This window comes from Nonomuraea endophytica, from assembly GCF_014203235.1.
GTDB classification, from domain to species: Bacteria; Actinomycetota; Actinomycetes; order Streptosporangiales; family Streptosporangiaceae; genus Nonomuraea; species Nonomuraea endophytica.
This window is the reverse complement of sequence record NZ_JACHIN010000001.1, coordinates 1165742-1187689: the sequence shown is the minus strand read 5'-3', so window position 1 is coordinate 1187689 and position 21948 is coordinate 1165742. Positions and strand designations below refer to the sequence as shown.

General features: G+C 70.3%; 16 protein-coding genes. 7 read left to right on the top strand and 9 right to left on the bottom strand.

Annotation, left to right across the window (positions count from 1 at the left end; genetic code table 11):
• Positions 1 to 3099: an AfsR/SARP family transcriptional regulator gene (locus HNR40_RS05675; protein ID WP_184958856.1), complete on the top strand. Its 3099-nt coding sequence runs from the start codon at positions 1 to 3 to the stop codon at positions 3097 to 3099.
• A 73-nt stretch (positions 3100 to 3172) separates the two neighbouring features.
• On the opposite strand, the gene HNR40_RS05670 is transcribed toward HNR40_RS05675, so the two are convergent.
• From HNR40_RS05670 to fbaA, 3 genes are all read right to left on the bottom strand, one after another.
• Positions 3173 to 4456 carry an adenylosuccinate synthase gene (locus tag HNR40_RS05670; RefSeq protein ID WP_184958855.1) on the bottom strand — a complete coding sequence of 428 codons (1284 nt, stop codon included), beginning with the start codon at positions 4454 to 4456 and terminating at the stop codon, positions 3173 to 3175.
• A 146-nt stretch (positions 4457 to 4602) separates the two neighbouring features.
• Positions 4603 to 5010, bottom strand: coding sequence for a DUF3151 domain-containing protein (locus tag HNR40_RS05665; RefSeq protein WP_184958854.1), 408 nt, complete (start codon positions 5008 to 5010; stop codon positions 4603 to 4605).
• Positions 5011 to 5044: 34 nt separating this feature from the next.
• Positions 5045 to 6067 carry a class II fructose-bisphosphate aldolase gene (gene fbaA / locus HNR40_RS05660; RefSeq protein WP_184958853.1) on the bottom strand — a complete coding sequence of 341 codons (1023 nt, stop codon included), beginning with the start codon at positions 6065 to 6067 and terminating at the stop codon, positions 5045 to 5047.
• A gap of 92 nt (positions 6068 to 6159) precedes the next feature.
• Here fbaA and HNR40_RS05655 point away from each other — a divergent pair, with 92 nt between their 5' ends.
• Positions 6160 to 6861 (top strand): DedA family protein, encoded by a 702-nt coding sequence (locus tag HNR40_RS05655; RefSeq protein WP_184958852.1) that lies wholly within the window; start codon positions 6160 to 6162, stop codon positions 6859 to 6861.
• 115 nt (positions 6862 to 6976) lie between these two features.
• On the top strand, positions 6977 to 7372 hold the full coding sequence (locus HNR40_RS05650; protein ID WP_184958851.1) for a hypothetical protein: 396 nt from the start codon (positions 6977 to 6979) through the stop codon (positions 7370 to 7372).
• Between the two features lies 1 nt (position 7373).
• Here the strand turns inward: HNR40_RS05650 and HNR40_RS05645 are convergent, their stop codons facing one another.
• Together HNR40_RS05645 and HNR40_RS05640 are read right to left on the bottom strand one after the other, a co-directional pair.
• On the bottom strand, positions 7374 to 7907 hold the full coding sequence (locus tag HNR40_RS05645) for an orotate phosphoribosyltransferase (protein ID WP_184958850.1): 534 nt from the start codon (positions 7905 to 7907) through the stop codon (positions 7374 to 7376).
• Positions 7904 to 8590 carry a hypothetical protein gene (locus tag HNR40_RS05640; RefSeq protein ID WP_184958849.1) on the bottom strand — a complete coding sequence of 229 codons (687 nt, stop codon included), beginning with the start codon at positions 8588 to 8590 and terminating at the stop codon, positions 7904 to 7906. The genes HNR40_RS05645 and HNR40_RS05640 overlap by 4 nt, the downstream gene beginning before the upstream one ends.
• A gap of 106 nt (positions 8591 to 8696) precedes the next feature.
• Here HNR40_RS05640 and HNR40_RS05635 point away from each other — a divergent pair, with 106 nt between their 5' ends.
• Positions 8697 to 11060 (top strand): sigma-70 family RNA polymerase sigma factor, encoded by a 2364-nt coding sequence (locus tag HNR40_RS05635; protein ID WP_184958848.1) that lies wholly within the window; start codon positions 8697 to 8699, stop codon positions 11058 to 11060.
• Positions 11061 to 11245: 185 nt separating this feature from the next.
• On the top strand, positions 11246 to 12406 hold the full coding sequence (locus tag HNR40_RS05630) for an NYN domain-containing protein (protein ID WP_184958847.1): 1161 nt from the start codon (positions 11246 to 11248) through the stop codon (positions 12404 to 12406).
• A gap of 290 nt (positions 12407 to 12696) precedes the next feature.
• Here HNR40_RS05630 and HNR40_RS05625 read toward each other — a convergent pair whose 3' ends face one another.
• Positions 12697 to 13164, bottom strand: a complete 468-nt coding sequence (locus HNR40_RS05625; RefSeq protein ID WP_184958846.1) for a MarR family winged helix-turn-helix transcriptional regulator — start codon at positions 13162 to 13164, stop codon at positions 12697 to 12699.
• A 169-nt stretch (positions 13165 to 13333) separates the two neighbouring features.
• On the opposite strand from HNR40_RS05625, the gene HNR40_RS05620 reads away from it, so the two are divergent.
• Together HNR40_RS05620 and HNR40_RS05615 are read left to right on the top strand one after the other, a co-directional pair.
• Positions 13334 to 13981: a TMEM175 family protein gene (locus HNR40_RS05620; protein ID WP_184958845.1), complete on the top strand. Its 648-nt coding sequence runs from the start codon at positions 13334 to 13336 to the stop codon at positions 13979 to 13981.
• Positions 13982 to 14043: 62 nt separating this feature from the next.
• On the top strand, positions 14044 to 14937 hold the full coding sequence (locus HNR40_RS05615; protein ID WP_184958844.1) for an aminoglycoside phosphotransferase family protein: 894 nt from the start codon (positions 14044 to 14046) through the stop codon (positions 14935 to 14937).
• A gap of 370 nt (positions 14938 to 15307) precedes the next feature.
• Here HNR40_RS05615 and HNR40_RS05610 read toward each other — a convergent pair whose 3' ends face one another.
• The 3 genes from HNR40_RS05610 to HNR40_RS05600 all read right to left on the bottom strand — a co-directional run bounded on the left by HNR40_RS05610 (position 15308) and on the right by HNR40_RS05600 (position 21871).
• Positions 15308 to 16456: a VLRF1 family aeRF1-type release factor gene (locus HNR40_RS05610; protein ID WP_184958843.1), complete on the bottom strand. Its 1149-nt coding sequence runs from the start codon at positions 16454 to 16456 to the stop codon at positions 15308 to 15310.
• A gap of 614 nt (positions 16457 to 17070) precedes the next feature.
• Entirely contained in the window at positions 17071 to 17700 is a 630-nt protein-coding gene (locus HNR40_RS05605) for a response regulator (RefSeq protein ID WP_184958841.1), read from the bottom strand.
• A 4-nt stretch (positions 17701 to 17704) separates the two neighbouring features.
• The gene (locus HNR40_RS05600) at positions 17705 to 21871 is read right to left on the bottom strand and encodes a HAMP domain-containing protein (protein ID WP_184958840.1); all 4167 of its coding nucleotides are present in this window, start codon (positions 21869 to 21871) and stop codon (positions 17705 to 17707) included.
• Positions 21872 to 21948: the final 77 nt, after the last annotated feature.

The window sequence follows — 21948 nt, the reverse complement described above, 5'->3', positions numbered from 1 at the left end:
GTGCGATTTGGTGTGCTTGGCCCGCTCTCGGTGTGGTCCGACGACGGTGAACCGGTCCGCGTACCCGAGCTGAAGGTGCGCGCGCTCTTGGCCGACCTGCTGGTCCACGAGGGCCGCCCGGTCCCCGCCGACCGCCTGGCCGACGACCTGTGGGGCGAGGACCCGCCCGGCAACCCGGCCAACACCCTGCAGACCAAGGTCTCCCAGCTACGCCGCGTCGTAGGCCGCGACCTCGTCCGGTACGAGCCCGCCGGCTACGTCCTGCCCGCCCGCGACGTGGACGCCCTCGCCTTCGCCCGCCTGCTCACCCGCGCCCGCGCCGAAGACGACCCGCGCGCCCGCGCCGCCCTGCTCGCCGACGCCCTGTCCCTGTGGCGCGGACCCGCCTACGCCGACTTCCGCGACGAGGAGTTCGCCCGCGCCGCCGCCGCCCGCCTCGACGAACAGCGCCTGACCGCCCTGGAAGAGCACGCCGAGGTACGGCTGGCGCTGGGCGAGCACACGCGGCTGGCCGACGAGCTGTCCGAGCCGGTCGCCGACCATCCGCTGCGTGAGCGGCTGCGTGCCGTACACCTGCGTGCCCTGTACCGGGCCGGCCGCCAGACCGAGGCGCTGGCCGGATACACGGCGCTGCGGGAGCGGCTGGCGGACGAGCTGGGCGTGGACCCGGGGCCTGAGCTGGTGGAGCTCTACCAGTCCATCCTCCGCCAGGACCCGTCCCTGGCCCCCGCCCCCACCCCCGCCACGTCCTCAGCCCGCCCCCGCACCAACCTCCCCACCCCCCTCACCCCCCTGATCGGCCGAGAGACAGCCGTGGCCCAGGTCAGAGCCCTCCTCGGCACCGGGTCGTCGTCCGAGGGCGCCGGGTCTCCCGCGCCGCTCGAAGACACCGGCTCCCCTGAAGAGGCCGGGTCCCTTGGAAGCGCCGGGTCCCCTGGACGGGCCGGGTTGCCCGGGAGTGCCGGGTCCTCAGGAGGTGCCGGGTCTTCGGGGCCGCTTGGAGGCGTCGGGTCGTCCGGGGGCGCTGGATCCTCTGGGGGTGCCGGGTCTTCCGGGTCTTCCGGCGGGTCTCGGCTGGTTACGTTGACGGGGCCTGGTGGGGTGGGGAAGACGCGGCTCGCGCTGGCCGCCGCCTCCCTTCTGGAGAACGCCTGGCTGGTGGAGCTGGCCGGGCTGAGCGCCGAGGACGCGGCGACCGTCGCCGAGGTGGTGGCCGACGTGCTGGACGTGCGGGACGAGGCGGTGGCCCGTTCCGGGAGGGCGGCGTTGCCGGAGCGGCTGGCCCATGCCCTGAGCGGGCGTGAGCTTCTCCTGGTCCTGGACAACTGCGAGCACCTCGTCGAGCCGGTGGCGGAGCTGGTGAACCTGCTGCTGCGTACCGCTCCGGGGCTCCGGGTGCTGGCCACCAGCCAGGAGCCGCTGGCCATCCCCGGCGAGGCCGTGTACCCGGTCGCCCCGCTGGCCACGCCCGACGCCCTGAGCCTGTTCGCCGCCCGCGCGGGCGTGACGCTGGACGCGGACGCCATGCCGTGGGCCGAGGCGATCTGCCGCCGTCTGGACGGTCTGCCCCTGGCCCTCGAACTGGCCGCGGCCCGCGTGCGCGCGCTCGGCGTCCAGGGGGTGGCCGAACATCTCGACGACCGGTTCCGGCTGCTCTCGGGGACCACGCGCGGCCTGCCGGTCCGTCAGCGGACCCTGCGCGCGGTGATCGACTGGAGCTGGGAGCAGCTCGCCCCGCCACAGCAGGAGGCGCTGTGCGCGCTGGCCGTCCACCCGGGCGGCTGCACGCTGGAGGCCGCCGGGATCGACGCCGAGCTGGTCGACCAGCTCGTCAACCGGTCGATGGTCGTCGCCGAGCCGCCGCGCTACCGGCTGCTGGAGAGCATCGCCGCCTACTGCCTGGAGCGCCTGGCGCCGGACGACCCGCTGTTCGCGCGGCGCGACGCCTACTACACCGACCTCGCCGACCGCGCCCGCCCCCACCTGTACGGCCACGCCCAGCGCGAATGGCTGGCCAGGCTCGACGAGGAGATGACCAACCTGCGCGCGGTGGACACGGGCGATCGGCTGGCCTGGTACCTGTACCTGCGCGGGCGGCATACCGAGGCCTACCGCCTGACCAGGGGGACCGCCTGGGAGCCGGGGTTCGCGATGCTGCTCGGCCTGCCGTACCAGGAAGTGGACGGCGAGCCGGATGCCCGGTCGCGGTGGTTCATCGCGCACGCCCACCTGCACCTGGGCGACGTGGGCAAGGCCGGGCCGCTGCTCGACGGGGCGCTGGCCGACTTCCGCGCCTCGGGCGACCGGTGGGGTGAGGCCGCGGCGCTGATGGGACGGGCGAAGCAGGCGATCTTCCAGGGGGAGTTCGCGCGGGCTGAGCGCAGTGGCGTGGAGAGCCTGGAGATCTTCACCGAGCTGGGGGACCAGTGGGGCCGGCTTCAAGCCAACGACCAGCTCGGCTATCTGGCCGAGATCGGCGGCGACTACGAACGTGCCGCGGCCCTGCACCGGGAGGGGTTGCGGATCGCCGAGGACCTGCGGTTGTGGACGGACGTGTCCTACCGGCTGTCCAGCTTGGGACGGATCGCGTTGCTGACGGGGGAACTGGAGCGGTCGCGGGAGTTCCACGAGCGGGGGATGCGGCTGGCGGCGGAGCAGTCGAACCGGTTCGCGGAGGAGTTCGCGCGGGTGGGGCTGGGGTTGGTGGCGCGGCGCTCCGGTGACCTGGACGAGGCCGAGAGGCTGTTCCGGGCCTCGCTGGAGTGGAACCGCTGCCTGGAGGCCGACTACGACGTGCCCTTCTACGGGGTGACGCTGATCCTGGCCGAGCTGGGGTTCGCCGCCGAGTCGCGGGGCGCCGCCGTACCGGCGAGGGAGTTGCACGAGGAGGGGCTGCGGGCGGCACGCGCGCTCGGCGACCCGCGCTCGATGGCGCTCGCGCTGGAAGGACTGGCCGGTGTGGCCGTCCTGGAGGGCGACTCCACGCGGGCCCTGGAACTGCTGGACGAGGCGGCGGAACTACGCGCCTCGGTCGGCGCACCACTCCCACCGGCAGAGCGCGGCGACGTGGACCGCATCAGAAAGGCCGCCACGCGCTGACGGAAAGCCGCGTCAGCAAGGCCGCGGGAAAGCGACCGTGAAGGGGGCGCGGGAAGCGCGCCCCCTTGCGGTGTCAGACCAGGGAGCGCAGCGAGATCGTCTGGTCGCGGCCGGGGCCGACGCCGATCGCGGAGATGGGCGCGCCGCTCATCTCCTCCAGCGTGCGCACGTACGCCTGAGCGTTCGGCGGCAGGTCGTCGAACGACTTGGCCCCCGTGATGTCCTCCTGCCAGCCGGGGAACTCCTCGTAGATCGGCTTGGCATGGTGGAAGTCGGTCTGCGTCATCGGGATCTCGTCGTGGCGCTCGCCGTCCACGTCGTAGGCGACGCAGACCGGGATGCGCTCCAGGCCCGACAGCACGTCGAGCTTGGTGAGGAAGAAGTCGGTGACGCCGTTGATGCGGGTGGCGTAGCGGGCGATGACCGCGTCGAACCAGCCGGTGCGGCGGTTGCGGCCGGTGGTGACGCCGTACTCGCCGCCGGTGGTGCGCAGCCAGTCGCCCATCGCGTCCTCGAGCTCGGTCGGGAACGGCCCGGAGCCGACGCGCGTGGTGTACGCCTTGAGGATGCCGATGACCTTGGTCAGGCGCTGCGGCGGGATGCCGGAGCCGGCGCACGCGCCGCCGCTCGTCGGCGAGGAGGAGGTCACGAACGGGTAGGTGCCGTGGTCGATGTCCAGGAGCGTGCCCTGACCGCCCTCCAGCAGCACGAACTTGCCCTCGTCGAGCGCCTTCGACAACACGAGAGAGGTGTCGGCGATGTGCGGCTTGAGGCGCTCGGCGTAACCGAGGTACTCCTCCAGCACCTGCGCGTGGTCGAGCCCGCGCCGGTTGTAGATCTTGGTGAGGATCTGGTTCTTCTCGTTGAGCGCGACCTCGATCTTCGCCGACAGGATGCCCGGGTCGAGCAGGTCCTGGACCCGGATGCCCACCCGGTAGATCTTGTCCCCGTACGCGGGCCCGATGCCGCGGCCGGTCGTGCCGATCTTGGCCTTGCCGAGGTAGCGCTCGCTCACCTTGTCCAGGGCCTTGTGGTGGGGCATGATCAGGTGCGCGTTCGCCGAGATCAGCAGGCGTTCGGCGGACACGCCCCGCTCCGCGAGCGCGTCGATCTCCTGGAGCAGCACTCCCGGGTCGATCACCACGCCGTTGCCGATGACCGGCACCACGTTCGGCGACAGGATGCCCGTGGGCACCAGGTGGAGCGCGTACTTCTGGTCGCCGATGACGATCGTGTGGCCCGCGTTGTTGCCGCCCTGGTAGCGGACGACATACTCAACGGCGTCGCCGAGCAGGTCAGTGGCCTTTCCCTTGCCCTCATCGCCCCACTGGGCGCCCAAGACAACGACAGCCGGCATGGTTCTATCTCCCCAGCACACGGCGATGGATCCGCGGCGCAGGGACTGCGAGCGGGCACGCCAATAGACACGGAAACCCCTGGCGCAAGCGCGACAGGGGCTCTTGCGTAGAGAGACTACCCGATTGGGCTATTCGTCCCCAAGGCTCACTTGGCCAGCGCGTCGTAAGCGGCGGGGTCGCTGTCCTTGAGGAACTGCATGCACCGCTCGGCCTCGTCCTTCTCGCCGATCGACTGGGCGGCACGTGCGAGCGAATACAGGCAGCGCAGGAAGCCCTGGTTGGGCTCATGCTCCCAAGGAATCGGGCCGTGGCCCTTCCAGCCGTTGCGGCGCAACTGGTCGAGACCGCGATGGTAGCCGGTCCTGGCAAAGGCGTAGGAGGTGACCGCGTGACCCTTTGCGAAGTATTCCTCCGCGAGCGCCGCCCATGCCGCCGGGTAGGCGGGGAAACGGGCGGCCACGTCGGCGGCCTTGGCACCGGCCTCGAGTGCCTGCCTGGCCTCGGTCAGATCGGGCAGGAGGGTCGGGGGCGGCCCGGCGAGAAGGTTATCCATACAAACAGTCATACCCGCCGGGCCACTCGTGTGACTAGGCGATCTTCGTGCCGGCGGACTTCAGGTCCTGGCACGCCTGCGCCACCCGGGCCGCCATGGCCGCCTCGGCCGACTTGCCGTAGGAGCGCGGGTCGTAGACCTTCTTGTTGCCGACGTCGCCGTCGACCTTGAGCACGCCGTCGTAGTTGGTGAACATGTGGGCGGCGATCGGGCGGGTGAAGGCGTACTGCGTGTCGGTGTCGATGTTCATCTTCACCACGCCGTAGGTGATCGCCTCGTGGATCTCCTCCAGCGCCGAGCCGGAGCCGCCGTGGAAGACCAGGTCGAACGGCTTGTCCTTGCCGTACTTCGCGCCGACCGCGTCCTGGATGTCCTTCAGCACCGGCGGGCGCAGCTTCACGTGGCCGGGCTTGTAGACGCCGTGGACGTTGCCGAAGGTCGCGGCCAGCATGTAGCGGCCCTGCTCGCCGATGCCGACCGCCTCGGCCGTGGCCAGCGCGTCGTCGGTCGTGGTGTAGAGCTTCTCGTTGATCTCGCCGACGACGCCGTCCTCCTCGCCGCCGACCACGCCGATCTCCATCTCCATGATGATGTTGGCGCGGTGGCACTTGTCGAGGAGCTCCTTGGCGATCTCCAGGTTCTCCTCCAGAGGTACGGCGGAGCCGTCCCACATGTGCGACTGGAACAGCGGGTCCAGGCCCTTGGACACGCGCTCCAGCGAGATGTCGACCAGCGGCCGCATGAAGCCGTCGAGCTTGTCCTTCGGGCAGTGGTCGGTGTGCAGGGCAATCGTCACCGGGTACTTGGCGGCGACCACGCGGGCGTACTCCGCCAGGGCGCTCGCGCCGATGACCATGTCCTTCACGGTGGCGCCGGACAAGAACTCGGCGCCGCCGGTGGACACCTGGACGATGCCGTCGCTCTCCGCCTCGGCGAAGCCGCGCAACGCGGCGTTCAACGTCTGGGAAGAGGTCACATTGATCGCCGGGTAGGCGAATCCGCCTGCTTTGGCCCGGTCGAGCATCTGCGCGTAGACCTCTGGGGTGGCGATGGGCATGATTCATCTCCTAGAACGTTCGGCTTCGCGGTGCCCAGTATCGCGGCTCGCCAACCCCCGTGGTAGTGACACCGCCCGGTAAGCTCCACTGCGTGGACTGGCTTCTCAATCTCCTCGACCCGACATGGTGGCTGACCATTCTCGGGGCGTTCGCCACGGTCGGCGTGCTGGCGATCATTTTCGCCGAGACCGGCCTGCTGCTCGGCTTCTTCCTGCCGGGCGACTCTCTGCTGGTGGCCGCCGGGATCTTCAGCTCAGCCTCCGTGGCCGTGGGGATGGGCATCGAGCCGATCTCGCTGCCGGTCCTGCTGATCGGGACGCCGCTGTGCGCGGTCGCGGGCGCGCAGATCGGCCACTTCCTGGGCATGAAGTTCGGCAGGAAGATGTTCGACAAGCCCAACTCACGGCTCTTCAAGAAGGAGCACGTGCTCAGGGCCGAGGAGTTCTTCGAGAAGTTCGGCCCCGCGAAGGCCGTGGTGCTGGCGCGGTTCGTGCCGATCGTGCGCACGTTCATGAACCCGGTCGCCGGCGTGCTGGAGATGAGCCCCAAGCGGTTCTTCATGTGGAACGTCATCGGCGGCGTCGTCTGGACCGAGGGCCTGATCCTGCTCGGCTACTTCCTGGGCAGCAAGGTCGACCCCAAGCAGATCGACAGGTACATCCTGCCGGGCGTGTTCCTGATCGTCTTCATCTCCCTGATCCCGATCATCGTCGAGTTCGTGAAGGGCCGGCGGGCGGCGAAGGCCCTGCCCACGCCCAACGGCAAGCACCACAGGGTCAACACGAAGCAGTAAGAACACCTGACAAAGGATCTCCCCCACCTCGGTGCGGACGTTAGGTGTTCGGGAGGGCAAGACGAGGTTACCAACGGGTACGCTCCGGTGTGTGGGACGCCACAGGACAGACCCGATGGGCCTCGCGAGGCTCGCGCTCGCCGTGCTCGCGGTCGCGCTCGTGGTGGCGCTGGTCGTGATCGGCGCGCGGGCCCTGATCGGCGCGCTCGACACCCCGGAGCCCGTCTCGGCCGCGTCCGGCACGGCCACGCCCACCGCCAGCGCGCAGGTGCCGACGGTGCGCATCGAGTGCGTGGCCGAGACCTGCCCGCTCGTCACGGTCCGGGTGCCCGGCGGCGACGTGCTCCAGTACCGCGACATGAGCAGGGGCGAAGAGGTCAGCTACTTCGAGCCTGAGCTGTCGGTCGTGCTCTCCGACGCGGGCACCGTACGCGTGGCGGAGAACGGCAAGGCGCGCGCCCCCGGAAAGGCGGGCGAGCGCGAGGCGTTCACCGTCCGCGGCGGCACGTGAGTCAGATGCCGCACTCCGCGGCCGTGTAGGCGTAGCGGTACTCCAGGCCCTCCTGGGCCAGCCGGGGGGCCGCGCCGCGCTCGACGATCGTGACCACGGCCACGACCTCGGCGCCCTCCTCGCGCAGCGCCTCGACCGCGGTCATGACCGAGCCGCCGGTGGTCGAGGTGTCCTCAAGTGCCAGCACCCGCCGGCCCTTGACGTCCGGCCCCTCGACGCGGCGCTGCAGCCCGTGCACCTTCTGCGCCTTGCGCACCACGAACGCGTCCAGCGTGCGTCCCTGCGCGGCGGCGGCGTGCAGCATCGCGGCGGCCACCGGGTCGGCGCCCAGCGTCAGCCCGCCCACGGCGTCGTAGCCGAGGTCCGAGGTCAGCTCCAGCAGCACCCGGCCGACCAGCGGCGCGGCGACGCCGTCGAGCGTGATCCGGCGCAGGTCGAGATAGCTGTCGGCCTCCTGTCCCGACGACAGGATGACCTTGCCGTGCACCACGGCCTTGTTCTTGATCTCGGCAAGCAGCTTCTCGCGATCCGTCATGGGTCCAAGCTTAAGGTTCGCAGCAGGGTGAGAGCCTGCTCGTAACCGTCGGGCAGCCGGTTGACCGAGACCCTGAACACCTCCAGCGGGGTCAGCCGCGGGACCAGCGCGGGCCCCACCCTGGCCAGCGCGCCCACCCGGGCGGGCGCGAGCTGCGCCAGCGTCTCGTCGCCGGCGAAGGCCTGCCGCGCCGCTCCCGCCAGCGCGAGCATCGCCGCCAGCCGTCCCGCCAGATCTCCCGGCCGCTCGTACGGCTCCGCCACCACCAGCCGGTGCTGCGCGGCGAGCGAGCCCCGGTAGACCTCGGCCAGCCGGGTGCGCAGGTAGGTCAGCGTGGCCAGCCCGGTGAACGGGTCCTCGCAGCAGAGCCCGTTCACCGGCGCGAAGCTCGCCTCGGTCCAGCCCACGGCGAAGGATCGCGCGGCGGTGAACGGCGGCTCGCCGAGCCCGAGCGCGGTGAAGAGCGCGGCGAGGTCGTTCATGCCCTCGCCGATGCCCACCCCCGCCCGTGCCCGTGCTCCCCCGAGTGCGGCGCACGCGCGAATCAGGTCGTGGCCCCTGTTCACGGCCTTGATCGCGTGTTCGACCGCCGGCGTCCACCAGTCCTCGGGCAGGGACCAGCCGGCCTCCAGGCTCCTCTTGCGCCAGCGCGAGCGCAGTGATCCTGGAATGTCCTCGTCCATCTGTCCTCCGAAAGGGTTTCAAAGGCAAAGACGAGCTTTCGGGTTAGTCATGACGCGGAATGCGGAATGATTCGCCGGGGCAACCCCGCGTAATCGTGAGGTCACTATGAGTGTCGAATCGCCGCAAAGCGATGCAGATCTACTCGAAGCGGTACGAGGCGGCAACGCCGCCGCCTATGGCGTGCTCTACGAACGCCACGTCGTCGCCGCCCGAGCCCTCGCCCGCCAGCTGGTGCGGGGGGAAACCGACGTCGAGGACGTGGTCGCCGAGTCCTTCACCAAGATCCTCGACTTGGTGGGGCGCGGCGGCGGTCCCGACGCCGGGTTCCGGCCGTACCTGCTGACGGTCGTGCGCCGGACCGTCTACGACCGCGGCCGGGTCGAGAGCCGCCAGGTGACCACCGGCGAGATCGAGCTGTTCGACCCGGGGGTGCCCTTCGTCGACCCCGCCCTCACCGGGCTGGAGAAGTCGCTGATCTCCCGAGCGTTCCTGTCGCTGCCCGACCGCTGGCGCACGGTCCTGTGGCACACCGAGGTGGAAGACTCCAAGGCCGCCGAGGTCGGCCCGCTGCTCGGGCTGTCGGCCAACGGCGTCGCCGCCCTGGCCTACCGGGCCCGCGAGGGGCTACGGCAGGCGTACCTGCAGATGCATCTGGCCGCCTCGCCCCAGCAGGCCTGCCGTCCTGTGCTCGGCAAGATGGGCGCGTACGTCAGGGGAGGCCTGGCCAGGCGCGACTCCAAGTCGGTCGACGACCACGTCAGCGACTGCGCCGAGTGCAACTCGGTGCTGCTGGAGCTCACCGACGTCAACCGCGGGCTGCGCGTCATCGTCGGACCGCTCTTCGTCGGCCCGGTCTTCGCCGGGTACCTGACCGCGCTGGCCAAGGCGAGCGCGGCGGCGGGCGGCGCCGGCGCGGGCGTCATCCACGCGCTCGGCTGGATCCGCCGCGCGCCCAAGAGCCAGCAGGCGGCCGTCGCCGGCACGGTGGCGGCCGGGGTGGCGGTCGCCGCGTTCCTCCTGGTCTCGGGGGAGGAGCCGATCAAGAAGCCCCCGGTGGCCGCCGCGCCGAGCCCCACCCGCCAGGAGCCCCCGGCCGTCGAGCCGCCCAGCGAGAAGCCGGCCAGGAAGCCCGAGCCCAAACCCACCCCCACACCCACGCCGACCACGTCCAAGCCCGGCAAGGCCAGGCTGTCGGCGACCATCGGGGCCCTCGGTTCCCTGGTACGCGCCCAGCCCGGCATCATCGGCATCCGCCTGCGCAACGCCGGCCGGGGACCCAGCGACGAACTCGCCGCCACCGTCGCCCTGCCCGAAGGCGTCACGCTCATCACCGGCGGGAGCAAGGGCAGCTCGGTCGCCGCGGTCAAACCGGTCGGCACGGTCGACGGCTGGTCGTGCAAGGTCGCCCAGCGCGGCGCCCAATGCGTACGGCGGCCGCTCAAGGGCGGTTCGGCGACGGCGGTGTTCCTGCGCGTACGCGTGGCCGCCTCGGCCCCGGAAGGCGCCGGCCCCGCGGTCCGGATCAAGGCGGGCGGCGTGCAGGTGAAGGCGGTCTCGCCGATCGGGGTGCGCGAGGACGGCGCGCCCGCGCGCTTCGCCACCGACGGCAAGGTCGTGGTCAGGGCGGTCGGCAACTCACTGCTCACCTGCCCGCCCACCCGCCAGGGCTGCCCGGAGGCGCTGCGCAGGCAGGGACAGCGGCGCGACAACGACCTGTGGACCATGCAGCCGCTCGACCGCGACCGGGTGGCCAGCACCAAGGCGTCCAGCGCGGCCAGGCTCGACCTGCCCGCGGGCGGGCAGATCGTGTGGGCCGGGCTCTACTGGTCGGCCAGCACCCAGACGGCGGGGCCGATCAAGTTCCGGCCGGCCGGGCGGGACGGTTACGTGAAGATCCGGCCCAACCAGGTCATGGCGCGCGAGTTGCCCGTGGGGCCCGCCTACCAGGCGTTCGCGGACGTGACCGGGCTGGTCAGCAGCAGCAAGAAGAGGGGGATGTGGTGGGCGGCGGACGCACCCATGAAGCCGGGGATCTCGCAGCATGCCGGGTGGAGCCTCGTGGTGATCGCCACCGATCCCGCGCAGCCGTACAGTCAGGCTGTGGTGCTCGACACGGCCACGCAGATCGGCGGGGAGGAGAACGCGGCGGGACGGCTCGACGTGCCTCTCGGCGGACTGATCCCGGCGGCGGCACCCGCGCGGCTGGAACTCGTCACCTGGGAGGGCGACGCGGACCTGTCCGGCGACAAGGTCTCGCTCGGCGGCGCGGCCATGCGGCCGGAGGCGGGCGGACGAGACTCGGGCAACACGTTCGACGGGTCGTCGAACGGGGCGAGCGGGCTCACGTTCGGTGTCGACGTGGACACCTTCAGTGCCGAACTGGGGGAGCGGCCACGGCTGAGCATCGTCTCCAGAAGGGATGCGGTGTTGTTCGGTGTCGCGGCGGTGAGTGTACGCGCACGGTCGTGACCGTTGAACGGGACAAACTGGTACGGTTCGCGTAAATCCTCTGGCGTAACGTCGGGCGAGGGCGGAATCGTCGGGATTAACCCTCGCACGATCATTGGCTTCATTACCCTGGTAAAGGGCCGCCGAGTCCGGCTCTGACGGTGCAGAGCCAGAAGGTCGGGCCACCTAGAAAGGGGCGGTGTCGCGTGGATCGCTGCGCGCTGTTCGTGGACGCTGGCTACTTGCTGGCAGACGGCGCGATGGCCGTTCATGGGACCCGCCATCGCGAAGCGGTCGCCTGGGACTATCCCGGCCTGCTGCAGCTCATGACCAACCTGTCACGCGAGCGCACAGGACTGCCGCTGCTGCGTTGCTATTGGTACGAGGCGACCGTAGAAGGCCGCCGCACGCCCGAGCACGACGCGCTCGCCGACATCCCCGGCCTGAAGCTGCGCCTGTCGCGCATCAGGCCGGGCCGCCGCGAGGGCGTCGACGCGCAGGTCCACCGCGACCTGATGACGCTGGCCCGCAACAGCGCGATCTGCGACGCCGTCGTGGTCAGCGGCGACGAGGACCTCGCGCAGGTCGTCTGCGACGCCCAGGACCTGGGCATCCGGGTGACCGTCGTGCACATCACCGCCGACGGCGGCTGGGCGGTCTCCCGGACGCTGCGCCAGGAGAGCGACGACCTCATCGAGATCGGCGGCGGCCACCTGCGCCCGTACGTCAACCTGGTCACCGGTGCCGCCGAGGCCGCCAACGGCCACCAGCCGGTCAGCAACGGCCAGGCCGCCCACGCCTCCCTGCCCCCGTCCCCGCCCCCGTCGCTCCCCCCGGCCCAGATCCCCGCACAGCCGTCACCCCCGCCGCAGCCCAGCCCGGCCGCGCCCGCCTCACCCGGCAACCGCCCGCCGTCGCTGCCCACCTACACCTACCAGCCCGAACCCCCGTCCCCACCCCAGCAGCCCCCGTCCTCGGCTCCCGTCACCGGCCCCATCCAGGCTCAACCGCCGTCCGCCGGCCAGTACGGAACGCCGTCGTCCTACCAGCCGTCCCAGCTCGGCCCCTACACGGGCCCGCAGCCCGCCCCGACCCCCACCCCGGCCGCGACCGGCGCCGCTACCACGCTGGCCGACGCGGTGAAGGCCGCGCACCGAGAGGGGCACGACTTCGGCGAGTCGGTGGCCAGGGACGCGCCCGCGTTGTGGCTGGAGGCGGTGCTGGCCCGCAAGCCCCGCATGCCGTCCGACCTGGAGGCGCGGCTGCTGCAGGGCTCGTCCCTCCCGATCGACTTCCTGCTGCACGACGAGGTCCGCCACGCACTCCGCCGCGGCTTCTGGGACGCCCTCGAACGCGCCCGCCACTGACTTTTTCCGAACATTCCCGCTCGGCCCTGCCAGCCCCCCGACGCCCGCACTCTCGTGCGGGCCTTTTGCATCTTCGTGCGCCGCTCTCTTCTCCGTGCTGGCCTGGCTTCTTCTTGCTGGTCTTGCTTTTCCGTTACGGCCAGCCCGCCCACGCCACCCACCGACGTGGGCTCGCGCAGGTCGGGGGGATCGCTTCTCACGTCGGACGTGGTCCCCACCGTCACGGCCCATCGTCAGCCCCCTGCCCCGGCAGGCTCACCCGCTACGGTCCGCCTTGGCCGGTCCACCGGCTACTCGGCCTTGCTGGTCTGCCGGTTGGGTCTGCGTGGGCGGGGTTCTCGGTCGGAGGCGAGGAGTTCGGCCAGGCGGAGGGTGTCCTCTAGATAGCGTTCGTAGGGGAAGCCTGCCGCTACCAGCCCGGCGCGCAGCTCGTCGTAGAGCGGTTTCCCGGCTGTGTGGAAGGCCTTCCGGCCGGCGTCGGTGAGGCGGACCAGTCGCCGTCGTGCGTGTTCGGGATCGATGGTGATCCGCACCAGGCCGTCCGCTTCGAGTGGTCGCAGCGCCCGGCTGATCGCCGGGTCGGACACCGACAGCGCCTGCGCGAGCCGATGCTGCGTCACCGGCTCGATCTCCTCCAACGTGCCCAGAAGCCGTATCTGGCTGTACGTCACACCGTCACGGCCGTCGGTGCGCCGCCGGGCCGCCTCGCCCAGCAGCATGACCACGCGGTGCAGCAAGTCTGCGAGTCCGTCATCCACCACGCCACCCTACCTGAGTGTTGACCAGTTAATGTTAACAGGATAAGACTAATGGCATGGATAACGTCTCCTACCTCGCTCAGTCCGCCTTCCCGCTGGTCTGGATCCTGGCGCCGGCCATCGGAGCCATGGGGTTCCGGACGGCCTCGGCGCGGGAGCTGTCCTCACTATGACCACTCATGCCGGCCACACACCTGACCACGAGATCGGCGAGGCACGGGCGGTCGCCGCCGAGCGGCTCAGCATGTTCGTCGACGCGGTGATCGCGATCGCACTCACCTTGCTGGCACTGGATCTCCCCATCCCCACCGGCGACACCACCGAGGCGATGCTGAGTTCGGTGTCGGCCCACGGCCACGAGTACCTGGCCTTCGCGCTCAGCTTCGTGGTGATCGCCGCCCACTGGCGCGCCCACCACGAGATCTTCAGCCACGTCCGCTCGCTGGGCGGCCGACTGACCAGCCTCACCCTGGCGTGGCTGTTCATGCAGGTCCTGATGCCGTTCGCGACCCGGGTGCTCACCGCGGACGGCGCCTTCGCGCCCCGGTTCAGTCTGTACGCGCTCGTGCAGGTCCTGGCGTCCGCGTCGTTCGCGCTGATCATCCGGGAGATCCGGCGCGCACACCTCTACCGGAGCGACGTCCCGCCCCAGGTGTTCGCCGAGAGCCTGGTGCGCAGCATCTGCCTGGCCGCGGTTTTCGCGGTGTCCATTCCGGTGTCGTTCCTGACCACGGGCACCGGCGCGTACCTGTGCTGGCTCACGGCGCCGATCGTGCTCGCCATCGCCCGCCGCGTCCAACGCCGCACCGTCCGGTAGCTGAGGGTCACGGTGATTGTTCAGGTGTCGGCCCGCTTGTCCTGTCGCTACTGTGATTGCGCATGACCGACACTGAGCTCAAGATCACCGCAGACTTGGTCCGGGACTTGCTGCGGGAGCAGCATCCGGACCTCGCAGGGCTGGCCATCCGCGAGGTGGCGGGCGGTTGGGGCAACCAGATGTGGCGCCTCGGGGACGAGTTGGCCGTGCGCATGCAGCGCATGGACCCCACCCCGGAACTCCAGCTCAAGGAGCGGCGATGGCTACCCGTGCTGGCCCCGCGCCTGCCGCTCCCGGTGCCGACCCCGGTGCGGTTCGGCGAACCGTCTGAGCGCTTTCCCAAGCACTGGACCGTGATGACGTGGGTTCCCGGCGAGCCGCTGGACCACGGCTCGATCAGCCGCGGCGCCCACGCCGCCGACACGCTGGCCGCCTTCCTCCAGGCGCTCCACGTGGAGGCGCCCGCCGACGCGCCCCTTTCTATCGACCGCGGAGCCCATCCCCGGGACTGCACGCTCGGCTTCGAACGTTTCCTCCAGGCCGTCGCCCCCGACGACATCGCCGACGTCCGGGACGTCTGGAACGACGCCGTCGCGGCCCCCGCGTGGGAGGGCCCGCCGATGTGGGTGCACGGCGACCTCCACCCCGCGAACGTCGTCGTCTCCGACGGAACACTCTCCGGCATCATCGACTTCGGCGACCTGTTCACCGGCGACCCGGCGTGGGACCTCGCCGCCGCCTGGGTGCTGCTACCCGCCGGCACCGCCACCCGCTTCTTCGACACGTACGGTCGCGCGGACGATGCGTCGATCCGCCGCGCCCGCGGGCTGGCCGCCATGAAGAGCCTCTTCCTGATGCTCATGGGACAGAACGGCGACCGCGGCCTCCCCGGCGGCAAACCCCACTGGGGCCCCGCCGGCCACGCCGCCCTCAACCGCGTCCTCAAGCCCGCCTAACCCACACCCCTCTTCTCCATACGACCCTTGCTTTTCCGTTACGGCCAGCCCCCGCCCACGCCACCCACCGACGTGGGCTGACGCAGGTCGGGGGGATCGCTTCTCACGTCGGACGTGGTCCCCACCGTCACGACCCTTCGTAAGCCCCCTGCCCCGGCAGACCCACCGGCTACCGTCTGCCCCGGCAGACCCACCGGGTACCGTCTGCCACGGCAGACCCACCGGGTACCGTCTGCCACGGCAGGGTCACCGGCTACCCCCGCCCTGGCCGGTCCTCGGCTACGGTCTGCCTCGGCTGGTCCTCGGTTACCGTCTGCCTCGGCCGGTCTACCGGCTACCGCCGCCTCGGCTGGTCCACCGGTTGGCTCTGTTACCAGCGGAGGAGGGCCGCTACTCCGTTGTAGTTGGCCAGGGCTTCGGCGCCGGTTGTTGTGAGGATGGTCAGGGTTACGCCGGTGTTCAGGGCGGCTTCGATCATGCGTTCGCCCAGGTCGGGTTCTGGGTCGGAAGGGACGCCTGCCGGTGCGTGGTCGTACAGGTAGCCGTCCAGGCCCTTGAAGCCCGACCACTTCGCCGACTCCTCCAGCAGCAGGTGGTCCACCCGGCCTTCGTTGAGCAGGGCGAGGGTCTGGTTGAGGCCCAGGGAGCCGCGGCCGCCGGATTTGGCCGCGTCCACGGCCCTGGTCGCCAGGGCGGCGTCGCGGCATTCGCGGGTGGCGGCCAGTTCCGGGGCCACGTGCTTGGCGGCCTCGGCGGGCGGGAGTGTGTCGACGATGGTGTCCACCTGGACGACGTCCAGGGGGTGTACTGCCCCGGCGAGCACCTCCGTCAGTTCCACGTCGCCGATCAGCAGGACGTCCGTCCAGCCGCGGGACCTGGCCTGGCGGGCGATCTCCGGGGCGCTGGCGTGGAGGTTGCGGCGCAGGTGGTCCTCGACGCGGCGTTGGAACCGGTCCGTCTGGGTGGAGCTGGACTGCGCGGTTCCGCCCGGGCCGGGGCCGCGCATGGGGCGCCAGTCCTCGGTGTCGATCTCGTAGGTCTCGTGCTCGATCTCCTCGGCGACGCCGTACCGGAGGTCGATGAGGCGCACGCCGTCCCGTGAGACGAGCACCAGACCGGCGGGCGCGCTCGTGGCCATGGCGGTGAGCAGCGGGCGGACGTAGGTGGTGGATTCGAGCACGGCGCAGTCCTCGATCGGGACCTGCAGCTTGATCGTGCGGACGTCGTCGTCACTGACCGAGGCGAACAGCGCCCGCCCGATCCCGGATTCGGCGGCGTCGAGAAGTTCGAGGATGTCGGGTTCCAGCCCTTCCAGCCGGCGGAACACAGCCTCCCGGCGTTCGCGATCCGGCCAGGTGTTGACGTGATCCCGGATCGCGGACAGCTCATTCCTGAGCCGGATCCCGCGGGCGGGCCGGGTGGAGGCCTCCTCGCGAGGATCGGAGGTGGTGTATAGCGACACCACGCCCACCTCGTCCTTCATGGCGACGAGCTCGCGGAGGAAGGTCTGATCGAACACGGCAGTTCTCCGTTCTCCGGCATCGAATCACTACCGACTCTAAAAACCCCAACCCACCCCAAACCCCACCTCTACCGGATATTTCCCCGCGTTTTACCTCACCAAGATCCCCACCACCCATCACCAACGCGCCCCGGGCACCCGACCAAGGGGACGCCTCCTGGTCCTCGGAGTGGCGCCCCAGCCAAAGCCAGCACCTCAGGCAGCGCCACCAAAGCCGCCACCCCCGGGAAGCGCCTCCAAGCCCACGCCGCGCCCCGCATCAGGACGCGCGGGCCCAGGTGACAACCCCCGGGAGGTTGTGCCTGGGCGGGGCCTCAGGGGCTTGGGGCGTGGGTGGTGCAGGAGTGGCTGCCGCCCACCACTGTGGTGCTGCCCAGGGCGAACCGCTGGCCGAGGCGGGGCCGCGGGAGGGGGCCGGCGAAGGGCCGTGACGGCGGGGACCACGTCCGACGTGAGAAGCGATCCCCCCGATCTGCGCCCGCCCACGTCGGCGGGTGGCGTGGGCGGTGGCGGAGCCGTAACGGAAAGGCGGGGGAAGGGCCGGACAGACGAGAAAGAAGGCGGGGGAAGGGCCGGACGGACGCAAGAAAGGCGAGTTATCCAGAAAGCCTCTACGAGAGGGCGTCAAAGCCCGCGCGCAGGTTGGCGAGGCGTTCGGTGAGGTCGGTGAGGGGGGCGGAGAGAACCGAGTCCTGGGACTTGCGGGCCAGTTCGCGCACTCTGGCCAGTTCGTCCTCCACCGCGGACAGGCGGCGGGAGAGTTCGGGCAGGACCGAGCCCTGGACGGAGGCGCCGGGCGGGAGTTCGGCGGCCATGCGGTCGCGCAGCAGCGACGCCTGCTCGGCCAGCCGCTTGTTCATGTTGTAGAGCTCGGCGAACACCGACACCTTCGCCCGCAGCACCCACGGGTCGAACGGCTTGGTGAGGTAGTCGACGGCGCCGGCCGCATAGCCGCGGAAGGCGTAGTCGGGGGCGCTGTCGACCACGGTCAGGAAGATGATCGGGATGTTCCGGGTACGCTCGCGCCGCTTGATGTGGGCGGCCGTTTCGAAGCCGTCCATGCCGGGCATCCGCACGTCCAGCAGGATGAGCGCGAACTCGGTGTTGAGCAGCGCCTTCAGGGCCTCCTCACCCGATCTGGCCCGCACGGGCACCAGGTCGAGGGAGCTGAGGATGGCCTCCAAGGCGATGAGGTTCTCCTCCCGGTCGTCGACCAGGAGGATCTTCGCTCGGTCCGGCACTCGATCACGATCCTTCTGCTGAGTCGGTCGTGCTCACCCGCCCACGGCTGAGCCAACCGCGCAGCCGTTCGAGCAGGCGGTCCACGTCGACCGGCTTGGGCACGTAGTCGGAGGCACCTGAGGCGATGCTCTTCTCACGATCGCCCCGCATGACCTTAGCGGTCAACGCGATGATCGGCAGGTCTGCGAACTGTGGCATGCGGCGGATGGCCGAGGTCGTGGCCCAACCATCCATCTCGGGCATCATGATGTCCATCAGGACGAGAGCCACATCCTCATTGCGCTCCAGCTGCTCGATGCCCTCGCGGCCGTTCTCGGCGTAGACGACGGTGGAGCCGTAGCGTTCGAGGACGCTGGTCAGGGCGAAGACGTTGCGGATGTCGTCGTCCACGATGAGGATCTTGGCACCGGACAGCGGGTCGTCGCCCTTCCACTTGCTGGTCTCGACCTGCTCCGACAGCTCGGGCAGCTGGAGGTCCATGGGCAGCGGAGGCTCGGGCATCGTCACCGTGGGCTCCTCCACCGGCATCGCCAGCACCTGGCGCCGGGCCGCGCCGCCGTCGCCGGCGGGGAGCGGGCCGTTGTAGGCGGCGGGCAGGTAGAGGGTGAAGGTGCTGCCCCTGCCGAGCTCGCTGTCGACGTGGATCTCGCCGCCGAGCAGGCGGGCGATCTCGCGGCAGATCGACAGGCCGAGGCCGGTGCCGCCGTACTTGCGGCTGGTGGTGCCGTCGGCCTGGCGGAACGCCTCGAAGATGACCTCGCGCTTGTCCGGCGCGATGCCGATGCCGGTGTCGACGACCTCGAAGGCGAGCAGGTCGTGGGCCTGGCGCAGGATCGCGTCGTCGTACTCGACGCCGGACGGCGCGCGCACCACGCGCATCTTGACCTCGCCCTTGGGCGTGAACTTCACCGCGTTGGACAGCAGGTTGCGCAGCACCTGCTGCAGCCGCTGCTCGTCGGTGTGAAGCTCCTGCGGGACGCCCTCGTCGACCTCGACGCTGAAGGCCAGCCCCTTGTCCTGGGCCAGCGGCGCGAACGCCGCGTCGACGTAGTCGACCAGCTTCGGCGTGGAGAGCGTGGCCGGGTGGATGTCCATCCGGCCCGCCTCCACCTTGGACAGGTCGAGCATGTCGTTGATCAGCTGCAGCAGGGCCGAGCCGGCGCCGTGGATCGTGCGGGCGAACTCCACCTGCTGCGAGGTCAGGTTGCCCTCGGCGTTCTCGGTGAGCAGCTTGGCCAGCACGAGCAGACTGTTGAGCGGGGTACGCAGCTCGTGCGACATGTTGGCCAGGAACTCCGACCGGTAGCGGTTGGAGACCGCGAGCTGCTCGGCCCGCTCCTCCAGAGTTCGCCTGGCCTGCTCGATCTGGAAGTTCTGGATCTCGATGGCGCGGTTTTGCTTGGCGAGGAGGCCCGCCTTGTCCTCCAGCTCGGAGTTGGACCTGCGCAGCTCCTCCTGCTGGCGCTGCAGCTCGTCGGAGCGCTCCTGCAGCTCACGGGTGAGGCGCTGGGAGTCGGTGAGGAGGTCCTCGGTGCGGGAGTTGGCGATGATGGTGTTCATCGTGACGCCGATGGTCTCGACGAGCTGGGTGAGGAAGTCGAGGTGGACCTCGCCGAACGGGGTGAAGGAGGCCAGCTCCAGCACGCCCAGCACCCGGCTCTCGAACAGGATCGGCAGCACCACGATCTGCGCTGGCGTGGAGGAGCTCAGGCCGCTGTCGATGGTGATGAAGGCGGCCGGCACGTTGTCGAGGATGATGTGCCTGCCCTCGGCCGCCGCCTGGCCGACCATGCCCTCGCCGATGGCGAACTTCTGCCTCGGGCCGCGGTCGGGGCGGACGCCGTAGCCGCCGATGAGGACGAGGTCGTGCTCGCCTTCCGGGGCGCGGCCGTAGAAGGCGCCGTAGCGGGCGGAGACGAGCGGCGTCAGCTCGCTCATGATCAGCTTGGCCACCTCGAACAGGTCGCGGTGACCCTGCATGAGCCGGGAGATGCGGGCCAGGTTCGACTTGAGCCAGTCCTGCTCCTGGTTGGCCTGGGTGGTCTCGCGGAGGTTGGCCACCATGTAGTTGACGTTGTCCTTGAGCTCGGCCAGCTCGCCCTGCGCCTCGACGGCGATGGAGCGGGTCAGGTCCCCCTGGGCCACGGCGCTGGTCACGGTGGCGATGGCGCGTACCTGCGTGGTGAGGTTCCCGGCCAGCTCGTTCACGGACTCGGTCAGCCGCTTCCAGGTGCCTTCGACGCCTTCGACGCGGGCCTGGCCGCCGAGGCGGCCTTCCGAGCCGACTTCTCGGGCGACTCGGGTGACCTCGGAGGCGAAAGACGAGAGCTGGTCGACCATCCGGTTGATGGTGGTCTTGAGCGCGAGGATCTCGCCCTGGGCGTCCACGTCGATCTTGCGGGTCAGGTCGCCGTTGGCGACGGCGGTGGTGACCTCGGCGATGTTGCGCACCTGGTAGGTCAGGTTGTTGGCCATGAAGTTGACGTTGTCGGTGAGGTCCTTCCACACACCGGACACGCCCTGCACCCGCGCCTGACCGCCCAGCTGGCCCTGCGTGCCGACCTCGCGGGCGACTCGCGTCACCTCGTCGGCGAAGGACGAGAGCTGGTCGACCATCGTGTTGAGGGTGTCCTTGAGCTGGAGGATCTCGCCCTGCGCGTCGACGGTGATCTTCTTGGACAGGTTGCCCTGGGCAACAGCGGAGGAAACGGCGGCGATCTGCCGCACCTGGGAGGTCAGGTTGTTGGCCATGAAGTTGACGTTCTCGGTGAGGTCCTTCCAGACCCCGGACACGCCGCGTACCTGGGCCTGGCCGCCGAGTTGGCCCTCGGTGCCGACTTCTCGGGCGACTCGGGTGACCTCGGAGGCGAAGGACGAGAGCTGGTCGACCATCGTGTTCATGGTCGACTTCAGCTCCAGGATCTCGCCCTGGGCGTCCACGTCGATCTTGCGGGTCAGGTCGCCGTTGGCGACGGCCGTGGTGACCTGGGCGATGTTGCGCACCTGGTAGGTCAGGTTGTTGGCCATCGAGTTGACGTTGTCGGTGAGGTCCTTCCAGACGCCGGAGACGCCCTTGACCTCGGCCCGGCCGCCCAGCTTGCCTTCGGTGCCGACCTCGCGGGCGACTCTGGTCACCTCGTCGGCGAAGGACGAGAGCTGGTCGACCATGGTGTTCATGGTCTCCTTGAGCTCCAGGATCTCGCCCTCGGCGTCGACGGTGATCTTCTTGGACAGGTTGCCCTGCGCCACCGCCGTCGCCACGGTCGCGATGCTGCGGACCTGGGAGGTCAGGTTGTTGGCCATGAAGTTGACGTTGTCCGTGAGGTCCTTCCAGACCCCGGACACGCCGCTCACCTGCGCCTGGCCGCCCAGCTGACCCTCGGTGCCGACCTCGCGGGCGACTCGGGTCACCTCTTCGGCGAACGCCGAGAGCTGGTCGACCATCGTGTTGACGGTGTTCTTCAGCTCGAACATCTCGCCGACCGCGTCGACCGTCACCTTGCGGCTCAGGTCGCCCTTGGCCACCGCGGTGGTCACCACCGCGATGTCGCGCACCTGCGCTGCCACGCGCGAGGACATCGTGTTCACGGCCTCGGTGAGGTCGCGCCAGCTTCCCGACATGCCGCGCAGGTTCGCGCTGCCGCCCAGCCGGCCCTCGGTGCCCGCCTCGCGGGCCACCCTGGTCACCTCGGAGTTGAACAGCGCGAGCTGGTCGACCATGCCGTTGATGGCCTTGCCCAGCCTGCGCACCTCGCCTCTGGCCGAGCGGTCGAGGTCGATGCGCCGCGACAGGTCACCCTTGGCGACGGCGTCGATCACGTCGGCGGCGCCGCTGACCGGGCTCACCAGCGCGTCGATCAGCATGTTGACGGACTCAACGCTCTCGGCCCAGGCCCCGACGCCGGGGCCCGGCGTCAGCCGTTCCCCGAACCGGCCCTCCTTGACCACTTCCTTGCGGACGCGCACGAGCTCGTTGGCCAGATGCTCGCGCCGGTCGGCCACCTCGTTGAGCAGCAGCCGCACCTCACTGAGGATGCCCGCGGGAGCATGCGGGACACGACGTCGGAAGTCGCCGTCGCGCCAGGAGAAGAGGGTCTCCAAGATCGGTACTAGGTCCGACTCGGTGTAGGTCCTCTCCTCCGGATTCGGCGCGATCTTGGCCGTGGTCATGGGGCCTCCTTCACTCCCGGGGTGCCGCCGCGAGTGATTCAAGTCTGTCACGATGAGTAGCTCGTAGTCCTGTCCTT